Source organism: Rhodococcus sp. I2R (assembly GCF_020889545.1).
Taxonomy (GTDB): Bacteria; Actinomycetota; Actinomycetes; order Mycobacteriales; family Mycobacteriaceae; genus Rhodococcoides.
On record NZ_JAHUTG010000012.1, the window covers coordinates 106,969 to 124,427 of the forward strand.

Here is a 17,459-nt window from a genome sequence, read left to right on the forward strand (position 1 = left end):
GGTTTTAATTTAATCACTAGCGTCTGACGAGACAATTTCGCGCCAAATCGCATCGGCTAGATCAACGAGCGTTTCCCCTCCCCGGACCGACCACTGGCGTGGTCCCTGGACTGCAACCCATGCATCAGCCCAGCCTGCGAGGGTCCAGATGCGCGTAGTCAGACCCGAGGGGGAATAACTGAGGCCGTCATATTCCCACCGCAATGGCTTCGATGCGTTGTCACACCATGTTGCCGAGCTACGCCGCTCGTCGGAGTTCACCCATTCGGAGATTGCGTCTCGCTCAGTTTCGCTTGTAATTACAAATTCGAGTTTTGTGCCGAACGGAATGGCATCGGAATCTCTCAACAAACGGACAGTGTTTGGCCGCCTCTTGGCTGCCGCGCGCGGCTTCTTCTTGAATTCAGAAATATCAACATGGCCAGCTGACATAGAAAGCAAGCTTTCTCCAACCGTTTTCACCAGGCGTAGAACTCGATCGGAACTTGCAAATGTACTCGAAACAAATGAGGTTGACCCAAACTCTTCGTTCAAGCTGTGAACAAGCTGCCACACAATTGTATTGACAAGATCCGGGATCGCCTCGACTGTTGCGTCCCAATCCCAATCGGGGTCATCGATTCCCTCCGTATTTAGGCTTTGGAAGACCAGATGTAAGATCAGAAGGTCGCCATGATCTGTAATTGCTGCCGCCCGGCCGACAAGTGACTCGCGAATCGAGTGCAACTCTGCGCCCGTTTTTCGCATTACTTGAACCGACCTCCAAATCTGCAGCGCGCTTGGCGAATTACCGAACAATATCGTGTATGCACCTCCCCTGCCCTTTTCCCATAGTTGATCTGGATCATGCTTCGCTTGCATGGCCCAAACCGGATTGGTGTGCGCACAGGCTAAGGCTACTGCCGCATGGACAACTGAACATCCGAGGTCTGACGGCGGATCCATCTCACCGCGCTTGAATGTGTAGGTCTTCTGCAGTGAGAGTTCAAAATCTTCGCGCATCTTTTCCTGTGTATCGTCAATTGCAATAAAGTCACGCTTTTCCATGTGGTTTTGCGTATTTGTGGCCTCAGTAATTTGTACTGCGAAATCTCTTGGCGTGTCTTCTAGGCTGATCACCCGTACTGTGGCGTACGCGTCCGCTATCTCGGTCTGATTTGCGCGGCTGATCGATGCTACGGTCTGAGCGCCATTTACAATGCTCGCGTTCTTTAAAGTCAGCCTCACAGGCTCGCCCGATGCGCGTTTTTTGAAAAACTCTTTCTGCACGCTGTCGCAAATTACTGTAATGCCATTGTTGAAGTACCAGAAATTATCAGGTTCATTCTCCAGCGTATCGACAATCCGATTATTGACCCTGGTTCGACCAAGGGATTTTCTAACATTCTTCGCGAAGAGCTTGTCGCCGTACTTCTGGTGCCATGAACTTAACTCGTCAGCAGCGACGAGACCATAGTATGCCTCAAACGGCGTGTCGCGGTAATGCCAGCCGGAGTCCATAGTGGCCATTATGTCTACAGGTTGTGGAGCGATGTCGGCACGAATCTGTTCGTAAAAATTTCTTCCGAGAAGTGTCTGGTGTTCAACCGTGCGTCCAAAAAAATTAAAGTCATTGGCTGCATCGTCAAAGATTTCCTCGACGTCTGGGTGGATTGGATCGTTGCCCATCAGTGAAAGTACCAAATGGACTGTGCAGCTCGGATTGACAAGAATTGACTTAATCTTCGGTACCATTGTTTGAAATCTCAGATTGAATTTATCGAACTCGTGCTCATCCAACTTTTTGAATCCGCGGATGAACTTATTGGCTGCCGCGGTATCGCAAGATGCATTTCCGCGTTCATTCCATTTCGATTGAATGAGCCAGATGACGGGGGCGCTATCGGACGCGATGACGGCGTCGATCCCGTAGTCATCACGGCCGTCGATGACCGAGGCCGCGGCTTCTACGGACGTGCAACCTGACAACATTCGCGCGGAAAGCGCAGCCAATGCGCGTGTCAAGAATGCGGAACTGTGCCGATCACGTCTGTCCGCGGGCAGATCGTCGAGATCGATGAGATCGCCAAACTCGTTCACCAGCGCATCGCGTAGCTGACGGACCTGACTTGGCATTCCTGCATTTGAACCGGACATTTCCATAGCATAGTTTGGCGCTGCGGACTCAGGATACACAGGGGGTTTGGAGTTGTGGTTGCACGTCTACCCATTAGAGATTGCCACTGAGGTATCGACATGGAGGCGCACCGACAGCTGGCGGGCGGGTGACTGAAGCTTCGATCCAGACTGATCCCGCCAGGATGTCGGTCGGAAAGATGGTAGTTCTGCGTGACATCGTGGCGGCAGGATGGGGCCAAGGAGTTGGTTGCTGTGGTCCGCGCGGTGGCGTGTCATAGGTCCCCTGCAAGGCACCGGAAGGAACTCTGTACGTCTCCGTCCGGTTGGGTTGGGTTGGGAAACCTGAACTGCCCGCCCACTAGATGCTGACGGCCACGCTGCGTCTAGTGGCTGGATTGCGGCGACTAGCATGGTGTGTGTGACTGAAAAGACCTTCGTAAGCCGCGCCCTCAGCGGTCCGGAGCATCAGCAAGTCCGTCTGCCGATACTCGAAGACCTGAAGAAGCTAGGTTGGGACGGGGAGCAGCTGCTGTGGAGCCCCGAATGGAGAGTTCCCAAATCGCCGCACGATGCTTCCAAGAGGGAAGACGGAGTTCGATTTGACGGCTGGCCTGTAGATCTAGCGCTCTTCGACAGTGCCGAGCATGCAGGAGATTGGAGATACCTCGCTGTAATATTCGAGTTCAAAGCTCCAACGATTTCGTCCGGAACGTCGCAGTTGGAGATCTATCTGGCTCGCGAACCTCGCGCGAGGCTCGGGTACTGGACAAACGGACATGAATCAATCCGGGTTTACCAGCTCGCGGATGGAACGTTCAAGCATGTGCCCGGTGGCAACCTTCCACGTCCGGGCGAGAACCTCGAACAGTCCAACGATGTCCCGCTGACGTACGCGGATTTGGTGGTTCCTACCAGTTCCAATTTGAAATCAACCTTCAAGAGATTGCTAGATGTGGTTGTAGCCCGAGATAGTCGCGCAACCCGATCAGAGACTCAACTGAATGAGCTATGCAATCTACTGCTTCTAAAACTAGAGTCAGACACAGCAGGATCGCACTCTCCAGACAGTCCATTGGAGTTCCAGTTGGCGTCCGCCGGCGAGGCTGAAACTGCAAAAGGGGTACGTCGACAGTTCGAACAACTTGTCAAGTTTAGGCCCGAAGTATTTACTGACGTAGGTGACAACAAGCTACTACTGGACGATCATACAATCCATGAGGTTGTCTACGAGCTATCCGGCTTGGATTTGGTCGGCGTGAAACCGGACGCGATTTCGTCTGCATTTCAAATATTTCGCCGGGCTAATCTCAAAGCAGGTGAAGGTCAGTACTTCACTCCAGAGAGAGTGATCTCCTCGGCGATCGATATGCTGGAGATAACCCCTCGGGACAAGATAATCGATCCGGCCTGTGGTACCGGCGGGTTCTTGGTCGATGCATTCCTGAAAATAACACAGGCCGGCCTTCTCAGTGGATCCATGTCCGAAGCCAACGCTCGAAGCTGGGCTCACAGAAACGTCTTCGGCGTGGACAAAGACTCAATCAACGTCAAGTTGACGCGGGCGATTATGGTGAGCCTAGGGGACGGTTCTGTGAATATCCACGCCGGTGACTCGATCCGTGAGGACCGATGGATGGCTGACTACCCTCATCTATTTGCCCCTTTGAGGGACGGGTCTTTTACCGTGGTCGTGACGAATCCGCCATTCGGGCAGAATCTGAAAGTCGGTAAGAACGACCTGGCGCGAAACAAATACTCGATTGCGAAACGGGGGAATGCTAAGTATGTCGATCTTGAGATCGGCCTCGTATTCTTGGAGCGTTCTTATAAACTGTTGATGGACGGCGGTCGTCTGGGGATTGTTCTCCCAGAGACGTATTTCTTCTCGTCGACCTACAGCTGGCTGACTGAGTGGCTTGAGTCACGGTTTGTATTGAGGGGAATGGTCAATATTCCAATGGAGGCGTTTCAAGGATTTTGCCGTGCCAAAACCAATTTTTATGTGTTCGAGAAGCGAGTAACAAATGCATAAGCCGAGCTGGTTCACGGATGGAAAGGTGTTTGTATCTTTCGCGCCGACCGTGGGCGTCAATAAAGATGGAGACGAGCTCTTCGTCATAGATCCGCTGACTGGCACCCGGACTGCCTCGATCGACGACAAGGTTGCCGAAGACGTTGCTGCTTTGACCAGCGGATCAGACACGACAGCGACAAGCAGGTGGATTCCAGTCGGTGAGCAGTCATCTCCGATCACGGCGGTACCTATCTACTTCGACGATAGACCCGTCAAAGAGTTTGAGGAGCTTCTGCAGTCTCCGGAGCTGAAAGACTTTGAGAGCGTCACGCTCGGTGAGTTGATAGAGCGCGGCGATGTCATTGCGAAAGCGGGTCACGGCAGTCCGTCGGCGGATATGCGAACCGGCTTGGTTCCGTATATCAAGGTGTCCGATATCAGGGCTGGTCAAGTCAACATAAATCCGACTAATCGCGTCTCGGAAATTGTTGCCCGCAAATTTTGGCGCGGGCCTGAATCCGGTCTTTCCGCCTACGACCTCGTGACGCCAATTCGAACTAGTAAAAATATTGGTGACTTCGCCGTCTTAATGCCTGGTCAAGAGCGAATAGTTCTTACCAAGGAAATGCTCGTCCTGCATGCCTCTGAGGTAGCCGAATTCGACAACTTCTACCTTCTCTGGGCAATGAGTTTGAAGGCTGTTCGACGCCAATGGGATCGAGTTGTCTTTATGCAGACAAATCGAGAAGATGTCGGTCAAAGGTTCAATGAAATAAGAATCCCAATCGCCAAAACCCGGGATGTGGCCGACATGATTTCGGCCCCGTTTCGCAACTACTATATCGGTTCGACTAAATTAAGAGAAGATTTCCTTTCGTATCTGACAAGTGACGGACGGCACCACATTTTCATGTCGAGTGCGGAGGCAGTGGCCGAGGACGCAGAGGAAGAGACGGGCGACGCTTTTGGGTGCTAGCTGTTGCGTGTCATTAGGTTGTAGTCACGAGGTGTGAGGTTCACCCCCCCCAAAAAAAAGTGGACAGTTTCTACGCGGCCATGATATCCGCGATCAGTGACTGTTCGTACGTGGTGGGGCTCAGTATCGCGATCGTGGAGTGCCTACGCCGAGTTTGGTAGACGTTCATCCAGTTGTCAACTGCAGCAACCAATTCAGTGGCGTAGCGTGATCTCCGCAGGACGCGGACCTCGGGTTGCCATAGCCGTAGTTTATCAACTGCGGCGTTGTTTATGACTCAGGACACTAGAACGCCGTGGTCCGATTACCGGGGACCTGCCACATCACCGCAGCAGACCCGCTACCGGAGGATCTGCACAAAGTGCTCGACACGATCCGGCGTGCGCATTAAATGATAAATGTTTGGAACGCGCGGTCTGCGATGCCGGGCAGGATGTCGGTGCGGTCAGCGAGGGTGACGAGGTGTTGACGTAGAACTGATTCGAGTTGGCGATTGTGACCGAAGGTGAACTCACGCAGCAGGGTTCCTACGGTGGAGGGTGCGTATACGGAGTCGAAGAGGTGCTTCGTGCCGCCGGATCGACGGAGGTCGATGTCGTTGTCGATGCTGTCTGCGCCGGCGCACATCGCTGCGATCAGGGCGGTTATCTTGGGTGCCAGGTTCGCGACCCCCGATGCGATCTTCGGAGCCGTGAGCGACACCTTGTCAGCAAGGAGGTCGGCCAGTCCGGTCTGGTCGGCGAGGGTCCTGATCGGCAGAAGTCCGGCGCAGGACACGAGGTGGTCGTCGTCGAACTTCGCGGAATCGGGATGGAAATTGTGGGATGATCGAACTGGAAGTGTCCTGTTGGTCTGGTTCGGTTTTTGTTTGCGAACTCAAATCATCCCAGGTCGGAGCGCACTTTCTTCAGTTCGATACCCCACTACCTCGCACTTTCATCGGTGGATCGAGGCTTAGCTTGACAGGAATCCAGCAGACGGATCAGCTTCTTGGCCCACCAGGCACGCGCGGTCGAGAAGCTTGTTTTGGTGCTCGCACGACACCTCAGGTACGAGGAGGCATGAGTGACATGCGGCCAAGTTAGCCGCGCCCGCTCCGGTCGACATCGACTCGAGACAAACCGGATCGGCGGAGCACCACTCGGCTCGCTCTGTAGCGGATTGGAAGATGCGTATTACGTTTTCTACAGTTCCGTACGAGCACAGCCCTCCGAGGCTGCCAGCAGCGTCCGCCGTAGCGGTATACAGCAGAATCCCCGACTGCCCTTTGTCCGCATAGATGCGTTCCCGGATGGATGATGCCGGATAGCCCGTGTCCAGGGCGAGCTCGTTCAAAAGTGCGTGTGATAGCGAGTGGAGCAGCAGGAAGCGGGATGACACTGGAGGCACTAAGCCGACGCGCTCAGGTGCGGCAGCCTGTATGGCCTGTGTGAGCGCATCAGCGCGGTCCTGCGCTAGCTTCTGTCGCTCCCAGCGCGCGAGGGCGGTGTCGCTTAGCCGGATGAAGATGCCCTCACCCAAGACCTCAACCGCCGGCAACCAGGTAGATTTTTTCCTCGTTAACGATCCAGGAGAAGTGGCCACGGCGTCGTTTACGGTGCTGACTCGCGCGAAGCCTCGAAGGGCACGTACCTCGCGTAGGCGCGTTACCCTCGAGACCAGTTCGATGCGATCGTGGATAGGCCCGAGCACGTTTACGACCGTTGGTTCGCAGACGAAGGTCTCGGTTCCGTCCATCTCTGGGTGCGACCTGCCCAACGCCTCGTATTCATCTGCGCGGAGTTGCCTAGCGGCGTCTTCGTACGACGGTGGTACGGCACTATGATCGCGATACGCAGAAATGAGCTCCTGCTCATCTACGTGATATTGCCGAGCCCGCAGGCCCAGCATCACCACCACGTCGGTTTCGTTGAACTCCGCAAGCTCCGGCGAAATTCGCTCGAGAACGCGCTCGATGTCGGTTTGGGTCCGGTCGACGGTCAGCGCGGAACGCACGTCGGCGAACCACACGTTGGAGGCACCTCTCTGCAGCCCCACCAGTTGTTCGGTACAGTCCACGCGGTCGCCGTCGAGCCAGGGCGACGCCCCTCCGCACCGCATTCGCAATGAGTTGCTCCCAAGCGCACCTTCCAAGGTTCGGAACTGTCCGCAGCTACACCGAATCGTGATCCCAGCCAAAGTCGAGTCGGTTGCGTCGGCCTCGATCCGCAGGGCGTGCTCCGAGTCCGAGATATCCGCCTTTCCGCGGTGCACCCAGTACCGGTACGGGAAGTCCTGAATGTGGCAGTTCGTGCAGCATGCGACAAATCTAGACGGGACCAGTCTCGCTGTCACACAATGGCGGCACTTGTTGATGTACCGGTCTTCCACTTTGTCCGCTAGCCGCCAGAATCTATCCAGTCGCGAGCAATTTGGGCAGTACACCCATTCGGGGAACCGAGCAATCGGGACCATGCTTCCACCCTCGCTGCCCGGAGGAGAGTACAGACGGCTGACCCCGAGTAGTCCGCAGAGCCTCGGCTCGTCGATTTCGTCGGCGGGGCGGGGATTCCAATTGTCAAGGCCTGCAACAATGAAACTCTCGGACTCGACTGGCAAGATCGAACCGACGCCGTACGTGTTGATGAGCTGGCTACGGCGAACCGTGGCCTTGACAGGTGGTCGTCGACCTTTGAGGCTTCTACCGATTGCCATTTTATTGAGCCTCTCTTGCCAGGTACTTCTCGTACAATTGCGTCTCGGCGTCGACATCGCGCATGCTGGATAGTGTGGGCCACGCAGGTTCCTGAACTGGGTAGCTAGCGGGCTGCGAATTCCCACTCGCCGAGGTCAGCAGTGGCTTTGTAGTGCTCTGCCGCTTGGCACTCGGGTGCGCGAGTTTGCCGTACTCGTCAATCAGATTCCGATTGGCCGCTTCTTCCCAGGTATTGATATAGGCGAGTAGCTGATCCCGGTACGCCCCGAACTCGTCGGGTGCCACGCGTTCGGCTCGTGCAACGAGCGCGTCGACAACTTGTCGTACTTCGCCGGGATACTTTGTAATGGCGGTGGCCGCGTTGTCTGCGCGTAGACCCGGGATCAAAAGGCGGATTGCGGCTACGAGAGTGCCGTGTGCACCTCGGTCGCGCGCACGCGATGCGAAAGGTGTTGCCGTGGTAGCTTCCACCTCGCGGTAGAGAGCGCGGTGAAACGGGATGAACGACTCGTAGTGGGACGAGTCTCGTGAACGTTGAGCGTTGAGCGCTACTATCACGAGACCGGGGTGTCGTCGACCGACGCGGCTCGTCGACTGGATGTACTCGGACGAACTCTGTGGCTGCCCGGCGACAACCATGAGTCCCAGGCGGTCGATATCGAGACCAACCGAAATCATATTGGTTGCGAGGACCACGTCAGGACTGTGTGGCGATGGGTACGAGGTCTCCAAACTCCCCATCGCTGTGGGTATTTTGGTCTGGTCGACACGGGAGGTCAGTTCGACTGGCTCCTGGGAGATAGCTCTGGCCTCGGACTGGTGTCGAGCCGCGACGACCCCAATGCGGTCCGGTACGTCGTCTAAGACCTGGAGATACGTAGATCCCAGAACTCGCAAACTGTTGAAATAACCGAGCAGGGTCCAGTAATCGTCTCGCACGGCGTCGTCAGTCTCTAATTCGCGGACCGACTGCAGTAATACCGAGTACAGGCGCACCAGAAGAGTTGCTTGGCTTGTGCCTGGCGCCATCACCCCGACATAGCGGCGGGTTCCCTTTTGCTCGGGAGTCGCTTCGACAGCAAAATAATTGTCGGATGGGTTCAGGCCGGGAGGCGGAAACTGAACGGACTTCCTATCGAAGACTCTCTTTACCTGCTCTTGCGCCCGCCGGATCGTAGCGGTCGACGCCAACACTTTCGGACGTCCGGAATCCGTGCATGCTAAATCCAGCGCCGACTCATAGAGGCCGACCATCGTTCCCAGGGGGCCGGATATCAAGTGCAGCTCGTCCTGGACGATTAGGTCAGGCCTCGAATCTGGACCGTCGACCGACAGAAGTGACCCGACGCGCCACCTCCACGTCATAAGTGCGAATTTGTCGACTGTCCCGATTATCAGAGATGGTCGTATGCGGTAAACATCGTCGTCGGTGACAAAGCACGGGAGGCCATCGCGGAATTCGCACGAATAGTTCGGACATCGAATTACAAGCTCGCTCTTGTCGACGATATGATAATTCTTGTGAGTTAGTTTTGTGGAGCACCACGGGCAGCGCAGGAGCTGAACCGGTGTCGAACCTTCCGGCTGTTCGCCCGATGCGTACTTGTTGAGAATCGTCCGCGCGTCCTCGACCTTGTTCGGCGAAGCTTTATCGCCGACCCACAGACCTAGGGTGATTTCTTTGGATTGGGGTAGGTCGCGACGCCTGATCAGCTCGAGCGCGCATATAAGCCCTGCCGCACGTTCGAATTGTTGTCTGGTCAAGAGGCGAAGCGTGTATCGCATGACCGCCGACACCCCGCCATCGCTGGCGCGCCGAAATCGTCGGAGCAGAACAGTCAGTGCGATGCATCCAAGGTAGGCCTCGGTCTTACCGCCGCCGGTTGGGAACCACAGCAGGTCCACTACGTCCCGGTCACTGTGCGTCGGGTCGGCAATGCCGGGGACGTTCATAAGAATGAAGGCAAGCTGAAATGGTCGCCATGCTTGGGCTGAGGGAGCTTCGCCGCGCGCCTTGTCCTGTGCCTCTCGCTGTGCCACCATCGCTTCGTTCATCAGGCGGAAGGCGAGGCCCACCTTGGGGTCGTCGAGTGCCGCAATACCGGCTCTCATCCGCCGGGCGCATACCCTCGCCATGTCGATGTGCTCAACCGCGGCATCGCGAGACGACTGAGGCAGTGAATCGCTTTCGGCCTGCCGCTCCTCGATCCACAGTTCGTACGCCGAGACCATGCTCGACAATTGTGTTCGGTCGTCGGTTGCCGCCAGGTCGTTCATGATGAGTTGGTAGGACCCGAATGGATCGTCCTCGTCGCCGCCCGACGGCCGAGCGAGGCGCACATCATGAGTGGGGAGGAAAGTCGTGCGGAGTCGAGTTACGTCTGTGGCAGTTTCGTCCCATGAGACAGCGCACCCGTGACCGATGGCTAGGGCTGGCTCGTTTCGGTACAAGAACTCCGACGACCGCACATCGGGGTCAGTACTGGCTACGTCTCGCTGACGCCGGCGATCGACGAATTTGCCACTTTCTGTCGACACGGCGATTGATGGTCGGAACCAGCAGGACGGGTCGTCGTGGCCCTCGCCTCCGCTCTGAACATTCGTATTTACCAACGACAACGTAATTCGAACGATGTCGTCAACCGGGCTACGTACTACGCCTCTGAGCTGAAGGTTCTCAGCGAGGGTGATATTTACCTGGCGAGGTCGTGGGGAGTCTATTTCGACTGTTTTGACCGTCGCAACGTGAATTGGCAACCATGATCCGTCGCTTTGCTCTTCGTAGCGGCGGGCGAAAACATCGACGCGGACTGATGTGGTCTCCACTGAATTTACACTGAAAGTCACACCCATAGACGACGGCTTGTGCGCATGGGACCGTGCTACGGCCGACTCGGTCACGCCTACATCGACGGAAGACGACCGAGCATCCTCCAGCGGTTCGTCCGCCTCAAGCTTTTCGTGATACTCGATCTCGTGCGGTTTCTCGGGTTTTTGTGGGTGAAGAATCCCGACAATGATTCTGTTCAATGGGAACTCGGTGATGGGTCCGTCGGCCGGACCCATCAACTCATCTTCCAAGCTGTCGGCGATGCAGTCGCGCGCCTCGTACCATTGGGAAAGGTCTTCGGGCATTAACTTGGTCCCTCTCGTAGTACCTGAGCCATACCAAATGGCCGAGCCTGCAACCAAAACCGCGTACCTTCTGTCGTGGACCATCTCGATTCGACACCGTCCAGCGCGACGCTGCCGAGCTGCGGCCACCCGCCAGAACAGCGTCCTCGCAGCACTTTAGAGAGCTTCACACCGAACTCGGGTGTCGTCGCGCCGACGACATCTCCACCCACCTTGCAGCGGTAGCTCGGCCAACCCGACCCGGAAGACAGCAGTTCGAACTCGATTCGCTCACCAGGTACGAGCGATCGCAGACGGGATTGACCATCGCCGCCTCCGATCATGTCGTCAATACGCAAGTCCTCTGGGGTTACCAGCACCTCGATTGCGTAGTCGAACGCCGGGTGCGGGCGATACATGAAGTTGCTCCCTGGAGCAGTCTTGTAGTAAGCGCTCTCCCAATTCAGTACGACAACTTTGTCGCGCGCGCGAGACAAGGCTACAAATAGAAGCTCGCCTTCGGGCTCTCGCTTGCCTACTGGTCTGAGAAGCGCAGGGACATCGGCGACTGCCACGTTGTCCCATTGAAGGCCTTTCGCTTGATGGATGGTACTGACGACCGTTGTGCTCGCGTCACGCGCGAACCAAGGCTGTGCCCTATCGAGACCGATCGACAACACTCGCACGATCGATTCCCAGCTGACAATCGACCCCGAGTGGGTTGCGTGAAGGAGGAGTCGAAACCAGCCCACATCCACGTCGTCGCGATGCGACGCGAACTCGTAGAAGGCCGCCATCGATACGGACTGACCGGACACTGCGTTCCAGAGGTCGGTTACCCACGCGGCGGCTGTGATCTGCCGGGTATCTCGATGGTTGGCACGGCACGGCAAACCCAACTTCGCTAGCTCGTCGAAGAGCGCTACAACCTCCGCGTTCGTGCGTACCAGAACGGCCGTGGGGCCAGCCCAGCTGCTCCCCAGGTGCGCAAATTGCGCGGTGTTCAGGTGTGACAGGTTTGTCACCAAGTCGTCGAGCATCTCGAGGCGTTCGGCCTCGCTGGCGCGCCGCATCTCGCGAGCTGTCGACGATACTTTTTTGGGACCGCGCCGCCGGGCCCGGTACTCGTTGTCAAGAGTCAGCAACGAGGTCACCCCACGGTCTTGCAGGCCAAATAAGAGGCTATCCCACGCGGGCTGACCGCTGAGTACTGAAGCGTCGAGGAATTCGTATATGGACTGTAGAGGATCGCCGAAAATGGTTAATCCAGCGTCTTCGGGTAGCCGATCGATGAGTGCGAGCAGAAACATTCGCCTGACACGGGTAACGTCCTGCGCCTCGTCGACGATCAAGTGGACGACATTGTCCAACTCTCCATCGTAGTCGAGAGCCACCTTATCAGTGGCAGCCTCTACAACTTGATCGAAGTCAATCCGATCGCTGAACGAATTTCCGGTCGTGTCGGTCAATTCCCATGCTAAGGAGTCCAGGGTCATGGCGACAACGCCTTCGTTGGCTCCCCGGAGTCCGCTGTCGAAAGCGGAGATCGACGCGGCGATCGCAGCGCGGGAGAACGATACAAAAAGCACCTGCGAATCGTCGTCCTGGTCACCACTCGTACGAGAGATTATGTCCTCGACGAGCGCAACAGCGGTCGCTGTCTTTCCCGCGCCCGGGCCGGCCACGACGATGCGGCGGTCCGACATTCCCGCGTGAACGACTAGTCGCTGGGATTCGTCAAGATCGATGTGCACCTACCTCTGGCTCTTCCGTTTCGAGGATCTCCGTCAGACTGTCGTACACGATACTGTCACCGAACTCGACGATGTTGTCGAGCACATTGACAATGAGGACCTCGTCGCTTCCGCCATTTTTCGGCCCACGAAGCCCTCTTCCGATCATCTGCTGATATCGGACTTCGCTGCTGGTCGGCCTGGTGATGTATACGGCCCGGGTCATCGGCGCGTCGAATCCCTGGGACAGTACGGCGTAATTCGTGAGTACTCGCAGCTCACCGGTCTTGAAGCGCTGCACCGCACTTCTCCGGTCGTCTGGGCTAGTGTCGGTATCAATCGAGGTAGCGGGTCGCCCATGCAACGTCAGCAGGGTTGCGAGTGTCTTTGCATTTTCAACGGACGCGGCAAACACCACGATCGGCCAGTCGTCGGGTTTGCTCAAGATGGAGTCAAGGATGGTCCGGGTGCGGTCCTCGCGCTGTCCAAGCTTCTTTTCCGCATTCTTGGGCATCCAATACTTCTTGCGGAACTCTTCTAATTCTTGATCCGAAAGTTCGATCGAGACGCCGTGGAGGATCTCAAGGCGTGCACGCGCGAGAACTCGATCGCGTTGCAGACGGACCTGCGGTATCTCGTCACCGAACACACCATCGTCGAGCAGGTTGTCGTCAAAGCGTCTGAGAAGACGCATTGTCTCCTCGCTGTCCTTACGTCCCCGGAACGGTGTTGCTGTCAGACCCAGAAGCGGCTTGTCTCGCTCACGGCTGCCCCTGCCGGTCCATTCCAGGATCTGGGTGTACGACTTGTGAAGAGCCCCATGCGCTTCGTCGATTACCACCAACGGGCTGTCCGCAAGCCACGCAAAGTCAGGTTCATTCACTGCCCGTTTCAGAATCTTCTGCCAGGTGGCGACGACGACCTGAACGCCACCGCTTTCCTCTTCTGTCTCGTAATTCGACCAAAACCGGCTGAGCGCCAGTTGAGTATCTTGCTGGCCCTCGGCGCGCCACAAGTAAGACCAAGCATCGATCGCCTGCTCGCAGAGCTCTTCGCCGTCGGCTAGCCAGAGTATGGGGCCGGAAACGCCTGTAGTGGACCCTCCCATCGCACCGCCGCGAATGGCATAGATGATCGTTTCGACTGCGACGCGCGTTTTTCCTGCACCGGTGGGCAGGGACACGATTCCTCGGTTCGGGCCGTCACCGATCAGCATGCCAAGCAAACGGTTCGAGACAGCTTCCTGATAGTCGTGGAGTGGTTCCAGTTTTGTAGGGCCCTCAATATACTCCGTCGGCTTGTTTCGGCGCCCGGTCTTCTGCCCGGCCCACTCGTCTCCGAAGCCGAGCTCGCGAACCCACTTTCGAGTTTGGTAGGACCCGTGCCACGTCGAGGGTGGTGTGACCGGAAGACCGCCAGCCTCAACCCTGCAAACACGTTCCAGCGCACGGGTTCCGAGCATTGTGATGCAAAGCCTTGTCAGCTCAGGTCCGGTAAGCAGGGTGCCGGCGGTGGCGTTGAGGTAGTCGAGGGCATCCTTCGGGATGAGGGCCTTCAACCTGTCCTCTCCCGCGAACAGAAGAAGCCGCTCGCTGTCGTCGGCTGCGCCTCGGATCTGACGCATGAGTTTGGTATCACGTTTGTATTGCCGGGCGTCAAGGTATGAGTCAACCTGTTCGCGCGAGTCGTCCAATTCGAGGCAGGCAAGGACTTGTTGGAGAATGTCCCTCTCGTCCTCACCTGTGACAAGAATTGTGTCGCCTTCCCGACCGTAGTGACAATCGACCCGGACTTCCGGTCTGCCGGGAACTGCAGCAACCTTGCTGATCGAAAGGCACTTCTGGACTGACAAGTCATCTGGGTCGTCGTCCAGATCGGCCTCGTCGAAAATATCGAACAACTCCACGAGACGTGTTGGCTCTGCGCTAGTTTCGTAGGAGTAAGTGAGGGGTAGCTCCCGACCTTCTAAGCAACCCCAGAACTCTCGCAGGTTGTAACAGTCCTCAGCGGTATCCAGCAGCACGCAAGGGATGCCAAATTCTTCGAGGTCGCGCTGGGCCTCGACATTCGGCGCCACTGCTACTTGGCTCGTGGCGGCAGACGCCCAGGTCCCTCGCTGTCGGACCCAGATCGTGGGCGGTGCGGCTTCAGTGTGACTGTGGCACCACCAGCCGTAGACCCGTCCGACGCGCTCGATGTCGTCGCGGTCCTTGTGCACATCGACCAGCCATTGGAAGTCCGCAGCGCTCAGTTTTGCAATGTCAGTTCGGAGTCGCAGCAACTTGAAGATTTCGTCGCTGAGCTCCGAAATGTGTGCTGTAGGCAGCAAACCCTGAAACTCACCCAGTTCGACCGTCGGAGTGAACGCGTTCGACACTCGAACTATGCCGAGGCCAGTTGGGAGCATCCCTTCATTCTTGACCCACCAAAGCTCCGGTGCGATGTATCGGGCAGCTTGACCCACCGAGGGGTGAGAAATACGAATGTGCGAATCGTGCAGATCTTTCAATACCGCTACGGTAAGCGCGGCTCGGTTAGTCGGACTGAGTTCGGGGAGGCATTGGAGTGGTCGTAGAACAGTATCGATGTTGTCCACGTGTAGATTCTCACGGGCCTGAATGCCCAGCTTCATGTGTTCGCCGACGTGTTCTTTGAGTTCTTTGAGATATCGGCCTAACCATTTTTCTCGGGGCTGTGTTGCGTCTCTGACGGGTCGCGGCCGGACTCCAAGAAGCGCCAGTATCTCTGCGTCTGCAGCATGGTAAGCGCTATCCACGAGATGAGCCGCGTCTTCCTTGATCTGTTTCAAAAAATCCCCGGCGAGATACATATCCGTGGGAAGCACCCATTCCGAGCGTCCGTTCTTCACACGTACAACTTTTTCTGCGCGGCCATGCAGAATGCGATCGAAAGAGTCCTGGACCGATGATTCGCCCGACCCCCTCATCGCGATCCAGAGCGCGTCCCAGTCGACGACGCCTTCGCGAACCAGGGTGGACATCAGCTGGCTCATCTCGCCGCCATCTTCGAACGAGGTGATTCCAAGATGTTGTAACGCGGTAAGGGTCGATGCAGAACGGGTGACATCACCATCGATGAACACCGCTCCGCCTTGATCGGGGTCAGTTCTGATGAAGCAGCGCCCGCGCACCGGTTGCTGCAGTTTGCCGTTTTCCAGGAGGACGATCTGGGAGTCGCGCACGTCCAGATGCGCGTTTCCACCCAGCGCATCAATTTCAGCTGCAAGCTCGATCGCTGCGGCAGACTGCAGGGCAGTTGGAACAGCGACAACAGCCTCGATCCAGCTGATGATGCGCCCAACCCGATGCGCATTGTCCTGCATCAGGCGGTCTACCTTCGACACTCGATCTTTGTTAGCCGTGCAGTCGGGGTGAACCCACTCACTGCGGGCTCCCGTAATGTTCAGCCAGTGTTCGGTGTAATTCCCCACAATCTCACTGGGCACGCGACGCACGGAATTCGCGGACCGAAGCTGACCATCAAGATCGGGAAGGCAGCGCGCATCTCGGAGAGACTGGTACACAGGCTCGTTGAGCACGCCGTCGGACCAACTTCGCACCTCACGCCCGCGGGCTGGAAGAACGTCGATGTATCTGCCGTACGAACCTGCCGTAGCCAACTCCCTCCGTCCTTCAACCACGAGTTGAGGCAGGACATCTGCAAGTATCTCTCGGTTGAATTCGCATTCGATGACATTTATTCGATCGTCGGAGAGCTTCCACGGAGCGTTTACCCGGCCACTAAGCGATAAGTCGGATTTGACCGGAAAGAAGGCAGACAACTGTCCGAGGCCAAGCTTGCCAGTGATTGGCACGGCCCAGCTCACCGTTACGGCATCTCGACGTGCTGCATAGCCAGCAGAAGCTAGCGCTGCTTCGGACGGCTTGTGCTCGCGCGAAAGGACGAGCCACTCGCGCTCGCCGTCTTCAGTGGTAAGCGTGACCCGGTTGCCCTTCTTGGTCGCGGAAAAGGATCGTTCCTCGTCGGAGACATAGTCGCGAAGGTCCAGCTGACGAACGTGTGGCGCGAACAAGCTGAAGGACTCGTCGAACTCCGCAATCTCTTCCGAAAGGTGTGTTGCTGCGCCAGGCTTGAGCGGCACTTTGACCACGGTCACAGCCCAATTGGTCATCTCGGCAAGCAAAGGGTCGGAGCGAATTTCTAGCGTCGGGTCGATGACCCAGGAAAGCCGAAGCGAAGGCACATCAACGCCGTCGAAGTCCTGCCCCAATTCCTCCGTGAGCTCCGATGCGGTTCGGTGTCGGCTGAATTCGAAAGAGACGGTTTGGCTGAATATTTGTGGGCCGTCAGATACTCCGCTGATTGATTTGAAGCCGAGTCCGAACCGTCCGATCTCGTCTCCGGTTTTGTTGGACAAATGTGTGTACAGAAGCGCGCGGACACCGGCACCTTCGAACGGCTCACCTTGATTGGCAACGTAGAGCGCATCGTCCGTGAGAGTAACCTGGACCCGCCCTCGAGTACCACGAAGTGCATCAGCGGCGTTCTGGACCAGCTCTTGAATTTGTTTGCGACCGTAGCCGCCCTCGGCTATCCCTCGCTCCTTGCCCGCGTCTTCCTGCACCCGGTTGACATCCTGGCGGTACACTTGCACGCATTTCGCGTGAAAGTCATTGACGAGACCTATGAGTTCTTGACTTGGGGTGGACCAGCTTTGCGCGCGCATCGAGCCTCCGTGATGAGGGTGCTAGGGGCACCCTCTGCTTGTCTATGTCCAAATGGCTACCAGGCGTTACCGACAATGAGGACTGAAGGCATTCCGGGCGG

Annotated in this window: 7 protein-coding genes and 1 pseudogene; 2 read left to right on the plus strand and 6 right to left on the minus strand. The window is 56.9% G+C overall.

The genetic code is table 11. From position 1 onward, the window contains the following. Positions 1 to 9: 9 nt before the first annotated feature. Positions 10 to 2,136, minus strand: coding sequence for an AIPR family protein (locus KVY23_RS14590; protein WP_230557198.1), 2,127 nt, complete (start codon positions 2,134 to 2,136; stop codon positions 10 to 12). A 400-nt stretch (positions 2,137 to 2,536) separates the two neighbouring features. Here KVY23_RS14590 and KVY23_RS14595 point away from each other — a divergent pair, with 400 nt between their 5' ends. Together KVY23_RS14595 and KVY23_RS14600 are read left to right on the plus strand one after the other, a co-directional pair. Continuing rightward, positions 2,537 to 4,150, plus strand: a complete 1,614-nt coding sequence (locus KVY23_RS14595) for a class I SAM-dependent DNA methyltransferase (RefSeq protein ID WP_230557199.1) — start codon at positions 2,537 to 2,539, stop codon at positions 4,148 to 4,150. A 25-nt stretch (positions 4,151 to 4,175) separates the two neighbouring features. Beyond that, entirely contained in the window at positions 4,176 to 5,108 is a 933-nt protein-coding gene (locus tag KVY23_RS14600) for a hypothetical protein (protein WP_230557200.1), read from the plus strand. Between the two features lie 405 nt (positions 5,109 to 5,513). On the opposite strand, the pseudogene KVY23_RS14605 reads toward KVY23_RS14600, so the two are convergent. The 5 genes and pseudogenes from KVY23_RS14605 to KVY23_RS14625 form a co-directional block, all read right to left on the minus strand. After that, positions 5,514 to 5,885: pseudogene (locus KVY23_RS14605) on the minus strand (IS1380 family transposase); the annotation flags it as partial. A 177-nt stretch (positions 5,886 to 6,062) separates the two neighbouring features. Further along, on the minus strand, positions 6,063 to 7,802 hold the full coding sequence (drmB, locus tag KVY23_RS14610; protein ID WP_230557201.1) for a DUF1998 domain-containing protein: 1,740 nt from the start codon (positions 7,800 to 7,802) through the stop codon (positions 6,063 to 6,065). Position 7,803: 1 nt separating this feature from the next. Further along, positions 7,804 to 10,938, minus strand: coding sequence for a helicase-related protein (locus tag KVY23_RS14615; protein WP_230557202.1), 3,135 nt, complete (start codon positions 10,936 to 10,938; stop codon positions 7,804 to 7,806). Then, on the minus strand, positions 10,938 to 12,671 hold the full coding sequence (locus tag KVY23_RS14620) for a UvrD-helicase domain-containing protein (protein ID WP_230557203.1): 1,734 nt from the start codon (positions 12,669 to 12,671) through the stop codon (positions 10,938 to 10,940). Before KVY23_RS14620 ends, KVY23_RS14615 begins: the two co-directional genes overlap by 1 nt. After that, the gene (locus KVY23_RS14625) at positions 12,655 to 17,358 is read right to left on the minus strand and encodes a DEAD/DEAH box helicase (protein WP_230557204.1); all 4,704 of its coding nucleotides are present in this window, start codon (positions 17,356 to 17,358) and stop codon (positions 12,655 to 12,657) included. Before KVY23_RS14625 ends, KVY23_RS14620 begins: the two co-directional genes overlap by 17 nt. Between the last annotated feature and the right edge of the window lie 101 nt (positions 17,359 to 17,459).